This is a genomic window from Hamadaea flava (assembly GCF_024172085.1).
GTDB classification, from domain to species: Bacteria; Actinomycetota; Actinomycetes; order Mycobacteriales; family Micromonosporaceae; genus Hamadaea; species Hamadaea flava.
In genome coordinates this window covers 7,440,788-7,459,307 of record NZ_JAMZDZ010000001.1, presented here as the reverse complement: position 1 = coordinate 7,459,307, position 18,520 = coordinate 7,440,788, and the positions used below count along the sequence as shown (strand labels likewise).

Genomic DNA, 18,520 nt, shown 5'->3' with positions numbered 1-18,520 from the left:
TAGCGGCCGCGACCCGATGGCATGTCAGCCGCTGTAACGGTTGACGACGACGGCGAAGAGCTCGGCGAGTCGAGCGCGCTGCTCCGCGCTCAGCGGCGGTGCCTCGGCAGCCAAACGTTCGGCGGCTGCTTCGATCGCCGCGTCGGTCGTGGTCTTCGCCTTCTTACGGGTGTCCTCCTTGGTCTGCGCGGGTTTGGCCCGCACGTAGCTAGTCGGCCCACGCTGGCGTGGGATGCGCTTGCTCGGGCCGGCGGTTTCGGGTTCAGCCATGAGCCTCCAGGCCCAGCCGTGAGAGGTCGCTCCAGCGTCGGTCGTGCTCGGCGTCGATATAGGGCAGCTCGACGAGGCGTACTCGCTCAGGTCCGCTCCCTAGCAGTCGCCAGACATCGTCGGCGGGCGACTTCCCGAGGACTTGGAGATATTCCAGAGCGGTAGTCGCTACGACGACCTCTGGATCGCCGGGGAGACGCTCATGGAAGTGCCGTTCTCGGGCTATGGAAGGCAGCACCATGACCATGGGCCAGGCCCACACTTCGGCGTACTGAGCAAGCTGCCAGTACTTGTCGACCTTCTCTTCCAGGACGTCCAGACGTTCGGTCCCGGTGTCGAACTCCAGGAAGAAGGGCACTGCCTTTCCGTCGTCCGCCCACACGGCCGCACCATCCGGCCTCGGCACCTTGGTCTCCTGGGTCATGATTCTTAGTTGCGAGCCCGGCCGATAGAACGATCCGGTGTTGTGGAAGTGCGATGCCGGAAGCCAATCGGCGAGCTTCGCACCGGGGTGTGTGCGTTCGTGGCGGGCGAGTTCGATGAACACATTGTTGCCGCCGAGCAGATGCGGTAGATCCGCTCGGGAGATCAGCGACTGGAGGCGGCGCTTGGCCTGGTCTCGTCGAGGAAAGCCCAGTCCACGCTGTCCCATGACGTGCTCGTAGCCGAGTTGAGCCAGGACATAGTGGTACGAGTAGGAGCCGCCGTCCAGTCGGTTCGGCCGGAATCTCGTGATGAGCCCGAGTCCCGCGAGCCTCAGGAGGCGACGTTGGGCGAAGTCGAGCGACGGGAATAGGGCCTTGGCGATCTGTTCGGTCGTGAGGACGCCGTGGTCGTAAAGCCAGCCGAGCAGTCGGTCGTCACGTGCGGTGATGGAGTTCTGCAGCCGCAGCAAGGGCGGAATCTGGAGCCTGCTGCTACTCGTTCGAATAGACATATGCACCCCCCGGGGGAACCCCCAGAAGCAGGTTCGTCTGGGTCGTCAATGGTCGATAGCCGATTAGGTTGTCGTGCAGTGTTGGGCGATCGGTGGTGTCCGTCCGGGGGTCGGCCTCAAGACGGAGGACCAAATGGCGGTCCACGCTGAGCCGCTGACGGGCACTGGAAGCGGACGGACCGGAGTTCACCGCGGTCAACTCCGGGCTCCAGCGCCCTTGGCTGACAGCAGGTCGAATAAAGATCATCATGGCGCGATTCCTTTGCTGGTTGGGTTTTCGATTTCGCCCGAGGAGTGGCCCTCCTCGGCGGGGTGAGGCGCTGCGCTCGCAATGGTCCTGTCAGCGGATTGCCCGGCTCGGTCGGTGCCACCAGGCGGTTTCGTTGCGTCGGCTCGCTCCGAACGGAGAATTCGCAGGAGGGCCGTCGCGGAGGCGGTAGAAAGCGGGTGCCCCTCCTCTCGTAGTTGGGCGGCGAGGTTCGCGCGGTTGAGCACGACGCCTCGTACGGAAAGAACCTCTGCGGCAGAGCGTGCCGCCGGGACCAACGAACCCACGTCCGCGGTCAGCGTGGACCGGTCCAGGACGGTCCGTTGTGAGCCGGACATGGTCGGCATCGGCGCCAAGGAGTCCTGGACCACGACCCGGTCGGCCCAACTTCGGATCAGGCCCAGGGTCAGCCCGGCCGAGGGCCATCTTGACCATCGACAGAAAACCGAGTGCTGGAAGCGCCGCGGACAGCCAGCCGATCATCGACTGCTCGGCCTCGACGACCTGCGCTGACAGTGAGAGAGCCACCGCCACCGTGAGGGCCGTGGCGGGGAATCCGACGCTCTTGCCCACCCGCTTGCGTCGGCGCAGGTCGAGGCCGGCGGCGATCGAGGCCAGTTCGAGCGTCACCGCATCGGTCCAGGCGAGCCAGCCGGGCTGGCCATGCGCTGCCGCTACGTCATGAACGTGCCGGAACGATGCCGCCCCCGCCGCAACGGCGATGGCTAACATCATCACCGTCTGAGCCGCGCCCTCGGCCCGTGACAGGTTCGGCGCGACTGCAACGGGCCGCCGTGGGTGAGCCCGATACTCGGTTTTGGTTGTGGTCCGGGGTTGGTGTGTGTCAGTCATAACCCTCCAAGGTCGGCGGGGAGTCCGCCGTGTTGTCGTTTGAGTTGGACACGGAACCTCCTCTCATTGGCGAGAAGGACCGCCGTCGGCAGCGGTCCTTGGTGAGCGTCCCTCACTCCCTAAAGGGCTTTCTGTCAGCCGAATCGAACGGTCGCAGGGTGCGTGATCTGCGTCACCTTGCTGACAGTGCTGGTCACAGCGATGCGAGTGCCGCTGACAGAGGGAGTTCTGTCAGCGGCACTCGTAAGATCCCGACTTCGGCGGCCGACCCCGATCGCGCTGTGGTGCCGGACTGAAGAAGGAGCGGGAGCGGCTACCCAGCCGACCTCCAAAGCCGCTCGAACCGAAGGGCGCATGAGTCGAAGATGCCCGGTTTGCCGGCCCGAAAGATCATGAGAGCGGGCGACTGGGGTTCCTCCTCGCCGAGAAGGCTGGCGATGATCAGCATGGCGTCATCAGCCCGCAGCATCGATCCGAACGTCAGCTTCTCGGCGGTACGCAGCTCTACCTGATCGTCCGCGTCCGGGACACTCGGGCGCCAGCCGCAGTCCGGCGACACAAGCACACGGGCACGCAGCCATCCGGAGCAGTCGAGTGCGGGAGAAGCGAACAGCTCGAGGAATGCGTTGTTGGCGCTTACGACGTCGATCTCGCGCTGAGCCGACATGATCAGTCCGTTGAGGAGATGGTCGGGCACCTCACCGAGGTGGTTGTACAGCTCGTAGCGGTCGCCAGCCGTTCGGGCGTCCGCCGCGCCGCTCCCCAGGGAAGGAAACAGCCACTCCACCGGCACGTCGAGGACGTTCGCAACCGACTCCGCTCGCGTACGGTGCGGGACGCGGCCTTCGTAGTACCAGCGCTGTGCGGTCTTGGGATTGCAGCCGACCTCCAGCGCAAGCTGGACGTGGTCTAGCCCGGCTGCGCGCATGGCCCTGCGCAGTCTCGGATTGCGTCCATCCGTGACGGCACCAAGTCTCCTCATCACTCGGCTCCTTCTTCGGCCGCAGCCCAACGTTCGATGATTTCGCTAATCACGTCGATTCCGCGTCTGGTCAGGCGCAATGTCAGGTTGCGCTGCCCTGGTAGGACCTCGACAAGCTGATCGCCCATCATCAGGTACAGCGTCGTGCGTACAGCTTCGACGGAAACATCTGGAACCTCGCTGGCCAATGCGGACACCGTCCACACGCGCTTCGGCCCTGCAAGTAGCGCGTCGAAGATCCGCTGGCGCGGGGCGCTGTGGCTGCCCAATAGCGGCCAGCACAGAGCGGCCTCTGCCGTAGAGGGTCTTGCTAGTTCGAGCACCGCTATCTCCTCACATCGTTTGCAGGTGAGCGAGGATCCGACGCAGCGTGGCCGTGTCGCGCGAAGAGTTCGCCGTCCGGACGACCAGGATGGCGGCCGCGCCCATGGCCATGGCTGCGACGGGCAATGGCATCGACGCGTCGAGTCCAATCTTCCGGGGCCCCAGCTCGGCCAGGCGCATTGCGCGGTCTTGTATTGGCACTATGGACCCTCCCAAGCCTGCTCCTAAGCTTGGGATGATCGTTATCGATGGTTACGCAAGGTGGCACCACGGTGACGCGGAACCTGCGGCGGGAAATCCACGCAGCCGTGGAATATCCGCAACGATGGATGCAGAACCCGTCCGCTCCGACCTACGATGCAGCGTGCACGATCCCTATCGGCGCTTCAATGCGGAGGAGCGATCATGCCACGGGCTGCGTACCGCAGCCGCCGGGCAGAGCTGGCGGCGATTCGGGCCGACCTGACCGACCGCGGGGCAACGACCGACCGAATCGCGGCGATCGTCCGCGCCCGCTTCAACGTCAACTCACGCGTGGCCTACCGCCAGGCACTGGGGCTGACCCAGCAAAGGGTCGCGGATCGGTGGAATCAGCTGTTCCCCTCCGACCGGCCCGTGACGCACAAACAGATCTCTTACTGGGAGGCATGGCCGTCCGCCAGCGGCCGTCCACCCTCCATCGAGGATCTGAACAAGCTTGCTCAGATCTATCAGTGCAGCGCTGCCGCCCTACTCGACGGCGCGGACTTCACGGCTTACGACGCGGTGACCGCCGTCAGCCCTGAGGCGGCCACGGCGGCTGTGGCCGTCGGCGACCGCACCAACAGCGTCCAGCCCATCGACATCGTCAGCCGGGTCGACGCCGTCATCTCGTCGTCTGGATCTCACCTGGTCGCCAACGAGGCCGACTACCAGCGACTCGTGCAGGAACTCATCGAGTGGGCCCAACGCATGCACCGTCGCGACATTCTTCATTGGCTTAGCTTCGCCGCCGCAGCCGCAGCCGCCGCTCCCGTCCTCATCGGGTTGGACCCGGACGAACAAGAACGAACCGTTTCCGCGCTCGCCAGCCCGTCACGCGTCGACGACAACACGATCGATCACATCGAGGCGGTCCTCTGGCGCTGTATGCGGCAGGACGACACGCTTGGACCCGCAGCAGCGCTGGAGACCACCCTGGCTCAGCGCAGCCTCGTCCGCAGTCTTCTCCCTGCGGTGGCCGGCATCACGCGGGATCGACTGCTCTCCCTTTACGCGAACCTGCTGCGCTTCGCCGGTTGGCTGTCGTTCGACCTCAACGACTTCGACTCCGCCAACACCTACTTCGAACACGCACGGACGGCGGCTCACGAAGCCCACAACACGGAGCTCGGCGCCCTCGTGCTGTGCAACATGAGCCATCTCGCAACGTGGCGTGGCCAGCCGCGTACTGGCATTGACCACGCGTTGGCCGCAGGCGGGTGGGCAATGCGCACGGAGGACGATCATCTGAGGGCGTATGCGTTCGACGTCGCCGCTCGCGCCTACGCCATGGATGGGCAGCAAACAGCTGCCCTGAGCGCCATCGAGTCAGCCCGCACAATCGTCAGCAACTCGGCGGGCAGCCCGACCGGCTTGGTCTACTTCTACAACGTCGGCCAGCTCGCGAGTACCGAGAGCACCTGCCACCTCTACCTCGGCAGTTATGAGCACGGGGCCACGGTCGCCGAACAAGCGCTGGCCGACATCGACCCGACGTTCGTCCGGAACCTGGCGCTGACCTCGCTACGGTTGGGAGTATGCCGGATGCGCGCCGCCAAACCGGACATCTCACGGGCAGCCCAGGCGATGACCGTCGCGGTACAGCTTGCCAGCCACAATCAGTCGGCTCGGTTGATACAGCGCCTCCGTCGCGGAACGAAGGAACTCGCTCAGTGGACGCATGTCCCTGAGGTACGGCAAGTATCCGAGCAGATGGTCGCGTACGGGCTGACGACCTAACTCGACTCACGGAGATCGTCTAAGCTGTCGCGAAGGTAGCAGTCGAACAGTGGTGCTGCAGCCGTCGGTCCGCCCTCGATCTGGCCGATCGTCCGCCAGCCCCACCGTTCATAGAGGCGCTTAGTCTCGAGGGCAGTTGGCTGGACTGTCAGCGTCGCACGCTCCTCCGATCGACTCGCAAGCAGAACGTCGTGTAGCCTCCTGCCAATGCCCCGTCCGCGATGGGCGGCCAAGACCGCATAGTCGAAGAGCATGAACGTCCGGCCCGGCCACTCCCGGGCGACCTCGGGGTCCACTTGCTCTACCAGGCGATGCCAACGCTGCGTGTCCGACGGGACCGTGAAGCCGTATGCGAAGCCCACGAGGTCGTCACCCTCCATCGCGACAGCAAGGCCAAAGGACGGATCATCGAACAGCCCGATGAGCCGATCACGATGAAGATCGGACTCATCGTCCCGCCAGAAGAACGGCGGCGCCGAGAACACCTCGTCATAGACGTCGCAGATCGCGTCAACCAGCTCACGACCGCTTGTGCTGTCGAATAGCGAGATCACCACGTCATCCATGAGGGCAGCCTACGAGGAGCCGCGATCTGACGGAATGCGCTCCCGCCGCACGGCAGGGTTGGCGTGAACATGCGAACCTAGACACCGTGGACCTGACCGATACGCAGAGCACGCTGACCCTCGTCTGCGCCTTGGCGATCCTGATTGGAACCGTCGGAGTAGTGGTTCCAGTCGTCCCAGGTTTGGTGTTGAGTTGGGCTGCCGTGCTCGTCTGGGCGTTGTTCTCCGACGCGGGCTGGGGCCGCTGGCTCGTGCTGTTCATCGCGACCTTCGTCGCCCTGGCTGGCACCGCCGCCAAGTACGCCTGGCCCGGCCGCCGCCTCAAGCAGAGCGGCGTGCCGAACTGGTCGCTCGTCGCGGGCGGTCTGCTCGGCATCGTCGGCTTCTTCGTCGTCCCCGTCGTCGGCCTGCCGCTCGGCTTCGTCCTCGGCATCCTGCTCGCCGAATGGGTCCGCCAACGCGACCTCAAGCCGGCCTGGGCCGCGACGTGGCACGCCGTCAAAGCCGTCGGCCTGTCCATGCTGATCGAGCTGGCCGCCGCCCTGATCATCGCCGTCACCTGGGTCGTCGGCGCCATGGCCGCTTGACCCCGATCTGGGGACACTGTCTGCAAAGCGGGGCCGTCGGGTCGCACTAGCCGTGCTCCGCGACACCTGTGGCCAGCGGACGTCTAGCGAGTGATAGCTCATTGAGCGGCGTGGCGACTAGACGCCGGGAAGATACCCGCAGATATTCCGCGACAAGCCTGCACAGTTGGTTATCGAACTGTTGGAGCCGACTTCATCTTGGAGTGGATCTCTCGACACCCGCAGGCGAGTACAACCGGTGGGTCTCGTAGGCAAATCCAGTCACCTCGAAGGAGAATACCGGAGTTGGACCCATTCGCGCTCTGGTCCCCATCTGCGTTAGTAACGCACGAGTTCCCCAAACTGGCTCTCTATTTGCGCAGTTGAGCGAATTCAATAATCTTCTTGCCGGACAGCTGCCTTGTCTCATTGCCGTTCCTGACGTAAAGCGCTTCATCGCTCCCAGTAGTGACCCAAACAATATTCTCGGACTTTGCCGCCTCAAGCACGACGACAACTTTTCCATCAAGGGAAACCGACCTGAATCTCACGTACTGAGAAATCACGTCAGCTCCGATGCGATCCGATAACAGGTTGCCCATAAGCCACCGCTCGTATTGATCCATGCTGTCGCGACATGTCCGGAGGTCTTCAGTGATTCCCCGAACTATACCGCCATCATCCACTCCGATGATAAGGGTCCCACCATCCGTGTTGAGAAACGCCGCGACTGTCTTGAGGACCGCATCCTCTATGGCAGGGTCCTTCTTCTCGCTCCGAAGGTTCCATCGAGCTGTCGATTTAAACTCAAGGTGGGCGCTCTCCGGTTGAGCCAGAAGGTCACGAAGACCGATCTTTGTTTGGATATCAGCCAAAGGCGCTTCCGTCTTGCCACCAAGAGCCTTCAGCGCGCCAAGGCTCTCGGACCATCTCAACCGCCCTTCTTCGTCAACGTAGACCAATCCCAGCTTGGTGAGCGCAGAAACTGCCGCGTCGCCCTCAATGCCGATGTTTCTCCATTCGCTCATTTGGTGCTCAGATTTAGCGCGCAACATTTCCTCCATCACCGGATGGTACGAGGCAAGTGAACGCAGAATCTCAGACCATTTCTTCCCAGCACCGTCCGTCCAGGTGGCATATGCACGCGCAACGTGATGCTCATGCACATCGAGTCGGCCCGCCAGGTCGGAATCTGGAGGGCGTTCCTCTAGTACAAGCTTCCGCACTGCTGATGAAAGGTCTCGTACGAAGAAGGGAAACCCTCCCGTGAACTGATGCACGGAAGCGAGCGCTTCTGGTGACCAGTCGAGCATCATCAGGCTTCCCAGGTCCCTAACTAGCTCAGCCGATTCCGATTTACTGAAGGGCGGGAGATAGTGTGAGTCAACAAAACCAAACAATGGGTTATCGACCTCGCCTGCGATCATGCTTTGATCAAAGAACTCAGTCGTCAACCCAGTGAAGAACAAGGAAATGTTGTCCGATGCCTGCGCCGCCCGTCGAAGCGCACCAAGAAACAGGCGAACCTTGTCCGGTGATTCTCGCGCAAGTCGGCGTAGGTTCTCTACCTCGTCAATCGCAGCCACGAAAAGAAGATCTGGGTTCTTCTTCGCTATTCGGATGAGGCGTGCGGACAGAGCGCCAAAGGTTGCAGCTCCGTGATCGCTTTCGGGCCCGAGCCAAACGTCTGAGCGAGATTGACGAATGCCACGCAATGCGTCCACAAGGTCTCGCGACATTTGATGCGGGACTTCGTCGATCGAATCTGCCGATTCCAGGTCCGTGAGCACCAGCGCAAGGCCCGCCGATTCTTCCCTGTATTGCAGTTCGCGGAGCAGTGATGTCTTGCCGGAGCGGCGCAGTCCAAATAGACCAACTGAATGGCCGCTCCTAAGTTCGGCGGTTACGGTCTGTATCGTGTCTATTCGACCGAAAAAGTCTCTACCCGATACCGGGTCCTTGCCTCCGTACAGATCCCTCGATGCCAGCACATTAGCAATCGATCTCCGCAAAAGTGGCCCAACGGCGTCGATGTCACCGTCGAGTGCAGGGATGCTAGCTACCAGCGAAGAGGACCTGTCGGCATTCCACGCTTTGATGTGTTTGTCTAGAGCTGGGTCTTGGGACGAGATCAGTGCCAAATGAGAATCGGGCGTAAACCGCACGGTACCATATATGCGCCGCTGCGCCGCCGCAACCTCCTTCCTGGCTTCGCTCATGAGTTTGTTAAATGTCCGTCGCTGGAAGTCGTCATAAGGACTGAACAGCAACAGCACTTCGCCATTAATGGAAAAGCTTGCCTCCATTTCTGGGCCTAAACGTCCGAGAACAAGCCAGCACCTCTTAAGGTCAGGATCACTTGACTCGTGAAAAAAGAAGAGTGGCGTCCTGTTAGCCGATGTTCTTAGTGCCTTATCGAGCTTCGCGGCCTCCGGGAATCTACCGAAGAAGACTTGCCGAAACTTATCGAGATTGGGCGGCATGTACTGAATGTTACCCGAACGCACAACCAGTTTGGGTTAAACGCCAAGCGTACTGATCAGTGCGGTTACAACTAGAGACATTATGGAGCCGGTATCTGACATTCGGACACAATTCATGCAATTCTGAGCAACTCCGACGTCAGAAGTCGTCGTCTTCGACGCGTACCTGTGCGCCCAGAACGTGAGCCTTCGCTTCGAGCTGTCCCTGATCTCCTTCGGCGGTAACCAGGGTGAGATCGAGGCTCAGCAGCTGATGATCAGCCCTGTTGGCGCTGTCGATGACCTTTGCAAGCTCCTTCAGCAGCTGCCATGCCTGATCGCGCGTGTCAGCACTTGTGATGCTGCGATTGGTCAGCTCGATCCTGTATCGCTTGTATACGGCCGGCTCGGAGGGCCGTGGTGGCGTGTAGGTGGATGGTTCAGGATCGGCGCGGTACTCATCGTCTCTAACTACCGAGGCGCCGCCTCCAGCCGCGACCATCCCGCTGGGCACCAACGTGTCCACCGTTTGGACACGCGGCTTTGGGATCCGACCCGGCTGTTCGACCCGGCGGCGCACGGTCTGGCTGATCGAGTTGATGGAGATCTGTCCAGGGCTTGTGATCGACAGCGGGTTACCGTCAGCGTCAATAAGTTCCCAGCCGGTGATCAGCAGTTCGAAAAGGACACGGCGGATCTCATCCGTTGAGGTGACCAGCGGGAATGACGAGTTCTTATAGAACGATTGCACGACCTCACGTGGAGTCAGCGCACGATCAAATCCGTCCAGGAGCGCGGCCAGGTACCCAGCGGACAGCGCTGAAGGCAGCGTGGCCCGACCCGCCTCGAGGAGCGCGGTCCACACGTGTCCGCCATTAAGCGCGGTCCGGCTGTCATCATCGAACCGCTTGAACTCGACGTACAGCTCCCCGGCACGGACTAGATAGGCGTAATGCTGGTACGCACGTTCGACATCACGGCGCAGCTTCGCCGCCGCGTCGTCGTGCTTGCTGCGGGCGTCCCGGAGCTCGTCCTCGGTGTCGTCGGTAAGTTGCGTGATCACCTCGCGCCAGGCGAGGACCTCCGCGGCCCGCTTCAGCGCAATGTCGCGGCGCTGGGTGTTGACGCAGGCGACCACACAGCTAGCGGCGTTGTCGACACGCAGCGGGTGGTCACCGAGCCCGAGCAATGCGGTGATGTCGTCGCGGCTGGCGGAGTCCTTGCCGTTGAGCAGTGTCCATCGACGCGGGTCGAGGAGCACAAGGCGGTTCTCGGCACTGTCGACGCCCTCGAACACCTTGTCCAGCGGCGCCCGGTCGTCTCCTGGTTTATCCACCAGCACAAGGTCGTCGAAGGTGCCCTTCGATGCGAGCCGCTGCGCCTCGTGCCAAACCAGCTTCCCCCGGGCCTCTGGTGGCACTAACGCCATCGCTGCGGTGAAATACATCCGCAGTGTCTGCTTGATCGACAGGTGCCACCGTGCTGGTGCGTTGGTCGGCGTGGTGACCTCCAACGCGCCGAGCCCTTCGTCGCCGGTGAGCTTGTTGAACACTTCGTCGGCGGCAGGGTAGGGCACCGCGGCACCAGCTGGCCCGAAGATGGCAGCCAGCAGTTCCGCCTTTGTGGCGCCCCGCCGACCTTGCGGCCGACCGACGATCGAGTAGCACAGCAGGGCGGTGGCCATCCGGACGGCTGGCGCGGGCTGCGCTACGGTCACGCCATCTTGGCGGAGCGATGCGTCAACGACGACGGCGCGGCCGGTACGGCCGTCTGTGCTAGTGATGTCGGTGCTGGCAACAGCCCGATAGCCCTGGATGGCCCGGTCATTGCTGAGCAGCAGCCCGGACGACAGCAACTGCTCGAGGGCAACAGTGAGCGGAATGTCCCCGATGCCGATCAGCAGCGGCGACCACCGCCCCGCCTTGTGCTCAGTGACCCAGTGAAGTGCGGTGCGGGCGAAGATAGCTACGGTGGAGCGGACTCGCTGGAATCCGGAGACCTGCGCCCATTCCTCGCGGACCAGTCGCATCAGCTCCGGATGGAACGGGTAGCTGGCTGCTGTCCTCTCCTCGAAGCCGGACAGGCCACGGTTTGGCCCAAGCTTGTCGAACACCTTCTCGCGCCAGGCCTGCTCAGCCGCAACGGCGTACCGGCGAGTCAGGTCGTGGACGGGAAGATCATGCTCGGGGAGCTCGAACAGCCGTCGACGAATGATGGCGGAGAAGTCTTGTGCCTCCGTGACGGCCACGGTCTGGCCGTTACGCACCAGCCGGGCAGCGACGTAGTCGCGGAAGTCCAGGGCTTGCGGTGGGTAGCCGCGCTCGTCCAGCTCGGAGCGGATCATGACGACAACGAACGCCACCCGCGGCACGTCGTCGCAGGCGTCCATCAGCGCGTTCAGGAACGCCTTTTCGCCCGGCATGGTGTCGATATGCGCCACGTCGGAGAGCGCCAGGACGTAATCCATGAGCTCGTCCAGCAGGATGAGCACTGGCCGGCCGCTCTCTGTCAACGCCTGCTGAATCGTGCCCTTGTTCGGACCGGCGTCAATGTAGCGCCGGTAGCGATCCATATCGCCGCCGACCAGCGCCCACACGAACCGCTCAAACAGGTTGGTCGCCGGGCCGAACACCTCGTTGGTGCTCCCCGGGCTGAAGTAGTCCGCAGTCAGCGTGACGACAGTAGCTCGAGCGAGGTCCATGGCGGCCGCACCGCGTGCTGCCTCGTCGTACACCCGTTGGCCAAGCTCGGTGGCGAAGAACTCCTCCGGGCTGCTCGCCATGTGGTACAGCCCGACGAGCGCGTGGCTCTTGCCGCCTCCCATACCCTGGTCCAGGTGGAACAGGGCCGGGGCTTCGGCGCCAGTGCCGAGCCGGCGGGCTACGCGGGCGAAGAATCCGACAAGGTTGGGAGTCGGCTCTGTGATGTCGCCGTAGTAGCCGACCCTACGGTAGGGCACATCCACAGTCTGGTACACGGCCTTGTACAAGCTCATCTGCAGCTCGCCGATGGACCCCTCAGAGGTACGTACCTCGGAGCGCAGCTCGAGTACATCCGCCCAATGCGGAGCAGGTGTGGCAGTCGTAGTCACGACAGATCCTCCTCGAAGGGCAGCGTCAGCTGGGCGCGCGCATCAGCCTCTCGATCGGCGACCGCGGCGGCATACTGGATCATGGTGCCGATGGTTCCGGCGTTGCGTTGCACCGCGCTGAGAGCCTTTGCAACCGGGTCGCTAGCAGGCAGCTGCCGCACTATCTCGGCGACGACTGCCCATAGGTGTGCGTCGTTGGCCTGCCGGTCCGACTTCGCGAGGACCGTGGCTACCGCTTCGGTGCCGCCGTCGTCCCAGGCCTTCGCCATCACCCGAGCAATCTCGAAGGTCGAAGACCGGTCGCTGAACGTGGCCGGACCGTCCAAGCGAAGCTTGAACCCGCTCTTGCTTTCGGTCAGGAGTGCGCCTCGCATGTCCTCAAGCCGAAGGTTGTCAGCCTGTGCGAGGAACCGGGCCTCTCCCTTCGGGACGTCGGTACGGCCGTACAGCCGCTGCCAGAAGACGGCGAACCGGGTGGGGGCGTCGAAAGTCTCCAAGGGCAACTGGTCGAGCTTGAGCGCGGTAGCGTCCCGCACTGAGGTCCGCGCTAAGGTGAGGTAGCGGTCAAGGTTCGCTCGTTCCCCGTTTGGCAGCAGCACGCTGCTGTACCGGCCGTAGACCTCCATCGCCGGACCGTATGCAGCCATAAGCTGATCGGTGAGCGCGAGCCCATCGGCGTCCCACTGCTTCACCGCAGCCTTCACAGCCGTCGCGACTTCACGGTCAACCTGCGCGGCGGTAGCGATGGGCCGCTGCGGTGCAGCAACACGACACCCGATCGTGACCGTCACCTTGATGCTCGCAACGCCGGTGTTCGAGGTCTCCGTCCGGGACGGCCACGCGCTGGTCACGACAAAGCCGGCGTCGCGGAGTGCGCCCAGCAAGCGAAGCCATGCGTCCGGGTCGGAGTGACCGAAGACCACGACGAGGTGCCCGTCGGGTCGAAGCACCCGCCGCGCTTCGTGGAATGCGCGGGACAGCGACCGTTCGTAAAATTCGCGGTCATGGCGGACGCCACCGTTGTACACGCGTCGGACGATGATCTCATCATCCTTGTTCTGCAAGTTCGGCGCGACTTCCGTCCCGATGGTCTCGGCGAACAAGTCTGGCTGCACGTCGGCCATGATCCGGCGTAGCCACACGTAGAAGTAGTCCGAGACGTCGGAGTATTCGATCATGTCGTAGTACGGCGGGTCGGTCACCACTGCATCGACGGTGCCGTCGCGGAACGGGAGGGCCATCGCGTTTTCACGCCGGAGGCGTGCCGTGGTTCCCCGGCGGCCGCGCAGGTGCGTCGCCAGCGGAGTCGTGCCGGTTTCGGTCAGTCCGGCCCACGTGCCGGGGCCCTTGCCGATGCCGACTTCGAAGAAATCGAACTGGAATGAGAGAACTGCCTCGTTGGCGAAGAGATCGCCGACCTGCACGTTGTTGTTTCCTGACCCGTCCGGCTTCCCGTGACAACGCAACCGGGCCCCACGTGTGGCATAGCGAAGGCCGCGCATGAGGGTCGCTGCGGCGAAGCCAGCCAGGGCGTTCGCGTAGGCGGCGGAGACGCCGGCATCGAGCATCTCCTCGTGGCAGGCGCGGATATGCTCGGTCAGGGTGCCGAAAAGCAGGGTCTGCCGGTCGCACATGAGCTGGCCATAGTTGGTGTAACCGTAACCGCTGGCCATCACGGTGTGGACATTCCCTGGGGGGATCGCCTCGTCGGGGATGGCTGACAGCTGCCCGGCCTTCGGCAGCTCGTCCGGGCTGGCCGACAGTGCGGCCCGCCGCTCCTCGTCTCGCAGCTGGCGGAAGTGCTTTTTGGCGTCTCCGTCTCCGTTCGCGAAGTCTGCTGCGAGCAGCGGTTCATCGACGTACTGTCCGGCGAAGCCTTTGGCCTTGACCGTCTCCAGAGTGTGAACGTGGCTGCAGAAGGGGCACCGGGCGCTCTTGCCCTTCTTACCGGCCGAGGAGTAGGTGGGCTGGCCGTTGGCGGGGCCGTCCACGACCTCGACCTTCCAGGTGTCGCCAACTGTGATCAGGCTCATGGCCTGGCCGAGGTCCTGCTTCCGGCTGTTGGGGTGCCGAAGTACGAGGCTGCCGATTAGTGGGAAGCGGCGGTGGCATTGGTCGCAGGGCATGGACACCGTCCACAAATAGCCCCACGGTCGTCGTCCATCCTGGTTGGCCGGGTAGAACTTAGCTAGCGCTTGCCGCGTCCGGCGCCCGACCTCCTCATGCAAGAGTCGTGTGTCCGATACGAGGCGATGAGTATCGGCGAAGTCCAGCACGGCGGGTACATCGCTTTCGAACGGAAGCGGTGCCTCCGCCGACCAATCACGCATCGACCAGTCGGCGAGCAGCCGGCCAGCCAGCGTGGCCACCGGACTCAAGTCAGTGCCGACGGCAGTTGCGCCGACACGCGCGGCCTCGAGCGGAATCATCCCTCTGCCGGAGAAGATGTCGACTACTACAGGGGTGCGGCCGTGGTAATTCTTCGTCACCGCTTCGGCCAGCCGGTCGAAGGCCTCGGCAGAGCCATGGCGGACAGCAGCTTCAACCGACTGCCGATGCGCCGCGTCGTTCGGTAACAACGTGGTCAGCACAGCCGCCCGGGCCTGGGCGATGGGACGTGATGCGAACCACGGAAAGATGGCCTTCTCGTTCCGTCCCGAGCCCGCGGGGGTCCCGACCGCTGCGTCGACGGCGGTGCACGGGAACCAGTGGTCGATAAGCCGCTCGCGCACGTCGCCAGCACCACCATGAGTTGCCGGTGCATAAGGCGTCCGCTTGACCTCGTCGATGCTCACTGTTCGCCCTTCATTAGCCGCTTCAGGTCGCTGACCTTGATCTGGAACCGTTCGATGCGCCGTGGCCCGGTTGAAAGTCGCCCGGCCGGATCCTGAGCCCGGACGACCACAGTGGGCGAAACGGCGCAGTCGACGACTACGTACAGCCAGTAGTCCTGGCCGCGCTGTTGAGCCTGCGCCCACTCGTGCCGCTCCAGCCACACTGCCTGGAGCTCGCCGTGGAACCCCTTCACCTCGACGAGTCTCTGCTCGCCGGTGTTTCGGTGGCGGGCAAACAGGTCGTAGCCGACGCCTGCGGTCTGCCGGTCGTCGACGGCGTAGTCCAGGCGCTCGAGTTCCTCAAGGACGGTCGCAACCGCTACGTTCTCGCTATCAGGGTCGTACCCGAGCTCGGCACTGCGGGCGCCAGCGGCGACGTGCGCCCAGCCGACGACGCGGGGCGCCGTACCGGTGACCTTGCCGATGTCTTCGAGCTGCCTGACACGGTCGGCCTTGAGGATGGCGAATTGTTCGCGCCGCTCGCGCCGCACCTCTGCGGGAAGCTCGTCGAGCTCATCGAGGTAGCGGTATTCGACCTGGTCGAGCTGCTCGCGGGCCTTCTCCACCCACGCCGTCCGTTCGGCACGCTGCCGGTCGAGTTCCCGCGTCAGTGCCGCCTGCGCCTGTGAAAGCCCCTCGATGCGAATCGCCGGCGTTAGGCTGCCGCCGGCGGCGTCCGTGGTGCCGGGCTGCAGGGTCATCAGCGACTCCCAGGCGACCTCAAACGCTCCAGCACCGGAAAACCGGATGAGCAGCGGCGCTTTGCGGCGCAGCCGCCGAATGCCATCGTGGACTTCGACCTCGGCGTCGTAGATGAGCAGCGTGTAGCTGGTGAGGGCAGCGGTGTCGACGAGATAGGTGCCGCGGATCAGCTCGGCTTCGCCATCGCGCAGCGCGAGGTCCACCAGCTCGGCGAACGGTTCTTCAGTCGGACCGAGGACGACTACCTCGTCCAGGCCATGGGCACCTTCATTGATGGCCTGCCGCACCGATGCACCGTCGGCGGCGACGAGCCGACTAGTGGAGCCGCCGAGCGCAGCGGGCAGCGGAGCACGCGAGGTTACTTTGCGGATTCCCTTTGCCGGCCCCGGCCCTAGCTGCCAGCTGTGGGAGCGGGCAAGCTGGTCGAAAAATGTGTCCACGATGACCGGGTTGATGGCTTCCAGCCGGTCGGCGCGGAACCGCGCCATCGCAGCTGCGGTGTTCGCTGGTGTATGCAGTCGGTCCTCATCAGCCACAAGCTCACGGGCTGCTGCGAGCAACTCCTGCGCACCGGGCATGGGGATGTGTGCGGTAATCCCAGACTTCTGGGCCTCGACGAGGGCGCGGCCGTAGTCGAACCCTGCGCGGGCGGCAGTCGCGTCCAGCAGGTCGAATATCCGACCGCCGAGCGCATCGCCAGCGCTCTCCAGATTCTGGAGCATGACCTCTTGGACACGGCCTTCGCGGGTAGCCGGCGAAACCAGGTGATAGATGTGCACCGGCCGGGTCTGGCCGATGCGGTGCAACCGCCCCATACGCTGTTCGAGGCGGACAAGAGACCAGGGAATGTCCCAGTCGATCATGACATTCGCACTCTGAAGGTCGATGCCTTCGCCGCCAGCATCGGTGCTAACCAGCACCTGGAAGTCACCGTCGAGGAACCGCTGCTGCAGCTGGTCTCGCTCCCGGTGTCCTACCGCACCTTCGAGCGTGTCGGCAGTGAAGCCGGCGTCAATGAATATGGTTGCCAGCCAACGCGCGGTGTCTGCGAATTCGGTGAACACCAGCAACTGGCCGTTCCCAGGGAGGATCCCGTGTCGCTCTATGAGCTCGCGCGTGCGCAACCACTTGGTCGGCATACCTGCGGCGGTGGCCACCCGCAGCGCCTCAAGGACGGCTTCGATTCGGTCGAGCTCCTTGCCCTTGTCCTTACTGCGTGCTGTGACCACGGCGTCCTCAGCTCGCTGCCACGCCTCATCGTCTGCGACCTCAAGCTGTAGGTTTACCCCATCACCGACGAACTCCTCGGGGACAAGCGCGTCGGAACGGCTACTTGCTGGGCCGCGAAGCGCCTCCTCGCGGCGACGGATGGTCGCCATGGCGGCGACCATGGACGACGCGGCGCGCTTACCATAGATGGACCGCGCCAGCGTGGCGTTCTCGCCGTAGAAGCTGTCGACGTAGTCCATGACCGCGGTGTATGCCGCCTGCTCCGGGCCCGTCAGGTCGACCGGGACGGTCTCGGCGTAGCGCGGCGGGAACAGCGGACGTCCCTCGAGGTCCTTCAGCTCCTCTTTCATTCGACGCAGGAACGACAAAGTGCTAGGACGCAGCGCTGTTTCGTAGTCCGTCTGCCGCGGATCCCACGGATAGAGGGTCGGGTCGAGGAGATTAAGCAATCCTCGGAAGAACCCTTCCTTGCCTCGATGCGGGGTAGCCGTGAGCAACAAGAGATGATGGGTGCGGGCCGCCAGTTCCCGGGCCGCAGTGAGGTACTGGGAGGTAGGAGTCAACCTGTGCGCCTCATCGAAGACGGCAAGCGACCAGGAGGCCCGGGCACCCGCGACTTTGCGACGCACGTCGCCGTTGTAGGTATACAAATCAACCGAGACGACCCACACGCTGACGCGCGGGTCGAGATCCTTTGGGTCGCGGGCAAGTTCCGGGGTGAGCCGGTCAGCCTCGATCGCGAAGTACCGGCGCAGGTCCCGGCGCCACTTCTCCACTAGATGAGCCGGAACGACGATGACGGTGCGCCCGGGGATTAGTCCTCGGCGAGCCCCCTCGGCTAGGTACATTCCGGTCATGATGGTCTTGCCGGTGCCGGGCTCGTCAGCGAGCAGGAACCGCAGGCGTGGCTGGGCGAGCATGTGGATGAAGACGGCCTCATCCTGGTGCGCGTAAGGCCGCAGTGGCCTCGTGGCCAGCACTGCGGAACGGATACGGGGTACCGCGTACTGCATCCAGCGGCCCCAGAGGCCGGTCAATGCCCGTCCCGGATGTCCACCCGCATCATTGATCGGTATGAGAGCGCGACTTACCTGGTCGATATCAAGCGAAGCCTCACCTAATGTTCCATCACCAAGACGGAAAACTAGATCAACGCCAGACAGGCTTGGCGACGCCGCTAATACCGTTACCAGCTGACCGTCCAAAGTCATCTGTGTGCCCGGGTCAGGCAACCCGTTCGCCTGCGTCCCCGACACGAGACCTCCCGTCGCCACTGAGCGGCACACCGCCCCGCAACCGCCTCTGATTAAATGGGCGGATCGAAAGGGTATATGAGCCAAGGCACGTCAAACACTGCCCAAACGTTCAACACGAGCGACCACATTGGCCAGTGCGCGCCATAGATCAACTCGCGCAGTGCCGAGTAGACGACGGACATCACGGATTTGATCTCTAT

12 protein-coding genes are annotated in these 18,520 nt (G+C 63.7%); 2 read left to right on the top strand and 10 right to left on the bottom strand.

Annotation, left to right across the window (positions count from 1 at the left end; all coding sequences use genetic code 11):
- Positions 1 to 24: 24 nt before the first annotated feature.
- The 5 genes from HDA40_RS34865 to HDA40_RS34845 form a co-directional block, all read right to left on the bottom strand.
- Positions 25 to 270 (bottom strand): hypothetical protein, encoded by a 246-nt coding sequence (locus tag HDA40_RS34865; protein ID WP_253762082.1) that lies wholly within the window; start codon positions 268 to 270, stop codon positions 25 to 27.
- On the bottom strand, positions 263 to 1,165 hold the full coding sequence (locus tag HDA40_RS34860; RefSeq protein ID WP_253762081.1) for a replication-relaxation family protein: 903 nt from the start codon (positions 1,163 to 1,165) through the stop codon (positions 263 to 265). Before HDA40_RS34860 ends, HDA40_RS34865 begins: the two co-directional genes overlap by 8 nt.
- A gap of 382 nt (positions 1,166 to 1,547) precedes the next feature.
- Entirely contained in the window at positions 1,548 to 2,207 is a 660-nt protein-coding gene (locus tag HDA40_RS34855) for a DUF2637 domain-containing protein (RefSeq protein WP_253762080.1), read from the bottom strand.
- A gap of 433 nt (positions 2,208 to 2,640) precedes the next feature.
- Positions 2,641 to 3,309, bottom strand: coding sequence for a helix-turn-helix domain-containing protein (locus tag HDA40_RS34850; protein ID WP_253762078.1), 669 nt, complete (start codon positions 3,307 to 3,309; stop codon positions 2,641 to 2,643).
- Entirely contained in the window at positions 3,309 to 3,632 is a 324-nt protein-coding gene (locus tag HDA40_RS34845; protein ID WP_253762076.1) for a hypothetical protein, read from the bottom strand. Before HDA40_RS34845 ends, HDA40_RS34850 begins: the two co-directional genes overlap by 1 nt.
- 406 nt (positions 3,633 to 4,038) lie before the next feature.
- On the opposite strand from HDA40_RS34845, the gene HDA40_RS34840 reads away from it, so the two are divergent.
- Complete coding sequence (locus tag HDA40_RS34840) at positions 4,039 to 5,613, top strand: helix-turn-helix domain-containing protein (protein ID WP_253762075.1); 1,575 nt, start codon at positions 4,039 to 4,041, stop codon at positions 5,611 to 5,613.
- Here the strand turns inward: HDA40_RS34840 and HDA40_RS34835 are convergent.
- Complete coding sequence (locus tag HDA40_RS34835; RefSeq protein ID WP_253762074.1) at positions 5,610 to 6,179, bottom strand: GNAT family N-acetyltransferase; 570 nt, start codon at positions 6,177 to 6,179, stop codon at positions 5,610 to 5,612. The genes HDA40_RS34840 and HDA40_RS34835 overlap by 4 nt on opposite strands.
- 86 nt (positions 6,180 to 6,265) lie before the next feature.
- Between HDA40_RS34835 and HDA40_RS34830 the strand changes: the two genes are divergently transcribed.
- Positions 6,266 to 6,766 carry a DUF456 domain-containing protein gene (locus HDA40_RS34830; RefSeq protein WP_253762072.1) on the top strand — a complete coding sequence of 167 codons (501 nt, stop codon included), beginning with the start codon at positions 6,266 to 6,268 and terminating at the stop codon, positions 6,764 to 6,766.
- A 350-nt stretch (positions 6,767 to 7,116) separates the two neighbouring features.
- Here HDA40_RS34830 and HDA40_RS34825 read toward each other — a convergent pair whose 3' ends face one another.
- The 4 genes from HDA40_RS34825 to HDA40_RS34810 all read right to left on the bottom strand — a co-directional run bounded on the left by HDA40_RS34825 (position 7,117) and on the right by HDA40_RS34810 (position 18,077).
- Complete coding sequence (locus HDA40_RS34825; protein ID WP_253762070.1) at positions 7,117 to 9,228, bottom strand: RNA-binding domain-containing protein; 2,112 nt, start codon at positions 9,226 to 9,228, stop codon at positions 7,117 to 7,119.
- 139 nt (positions 9,229 to 9,367) lie between these two features.
- A complete protein-coding gene (locus HDA40_RS34820; RefSeq protein WP_253762068.1) occupies positions 9,368 to 12,298 on the bottom strand; it encodes a DUF499 family protein in 2,931 nt (976 codons plus the stop codon).
- On the bottom strand, positions 12,295 to 15,093 hold the full coding sequence (locus tag HDA40_RS34815; RefSeq protein ID WP_253762067.1) for a DUF8807 domain-containing protein: 2,799 nt from the start codon (positions 15,091 to 15,093) through the stop codon (positions 12,295 to 12,297). Before HDA40_RS34815 ends, HDA40_RS34820 begins: the two co-directional genes overlap by 4 nt.
- Positions 15,090 to 18,077, bottom strand: coding sequence for a helicase-related protein (locus HDA40_RS34810; protein ID WP_253762066.1), 2,988 nt, complete (start codon positions 18,075 to 18,077; stop codon positions 15,090 to 15,092). Before HDA40_RS34810 ends, HDA40_RS34815 begins: the two co-directional genes overlap by 4 nt.
- Between the last annotated feature and the right edge of the window lie 443 nt (positions 18,078 to 18,520).

What these genes read in the sequence shown, in the direction of transcription:
- HDA40_RS34865 (WP_253762082.1), bottom strand. Translation starts at nt 270, where the DNA reads ATGGCTGAACCCGAAACCGCCGGCCCGAGCAAGCGCATCCCACGCCAG.
- HDA40_RS34855 (WP_253762080.1), bottom strand. Translation starts at nt 2,207, where the DNA reads ATGTTAGCCATCGCCGTTGCGGCGGGGGCGGCATCGTTCCGGCACGTT.
- HDA40_RS34850 (WP_253762078.1), bottom strand. Translation starts at nt 3,309, where the DNA reads ATGAGGAGACTTGGTGCCGTCACGGATGGACGCAATCCGAGACTGCGC.
- HDA40_RS34840 (WP_253762075.1), top strand. Translation starts at nt 4,039, where the DNA reads ATGCCACGGGCTGCGTACCGCAGCCGCCGGGCAGAGCTGGCGGCGATT.
- HDA40_RS34835 (WP_253762074.1), bottom strand. Translation starts at nt 6,179, where the DNA reads ATGGATGACGTGGTGATCTCGCTATTCGACAGCACAAGCGGTCGTGAG.
- HDA40_RS34825 (WP_253762070.1), bottom strand. Translation starts at nt 9,228, where the DNA reads ATGCCGCCCAATCTCGATAAGTTTCGGCAAGTCTTCTTCGGTAGATTC.
- HDA40_RS34810 (WP_253762066.1), bottom strand. Translation starts at nt 18,077, where the DNA reads ATGCAGTACGCGGTACCCCGTATCCGTTCCGCAGTGCTGGCCACGAGG.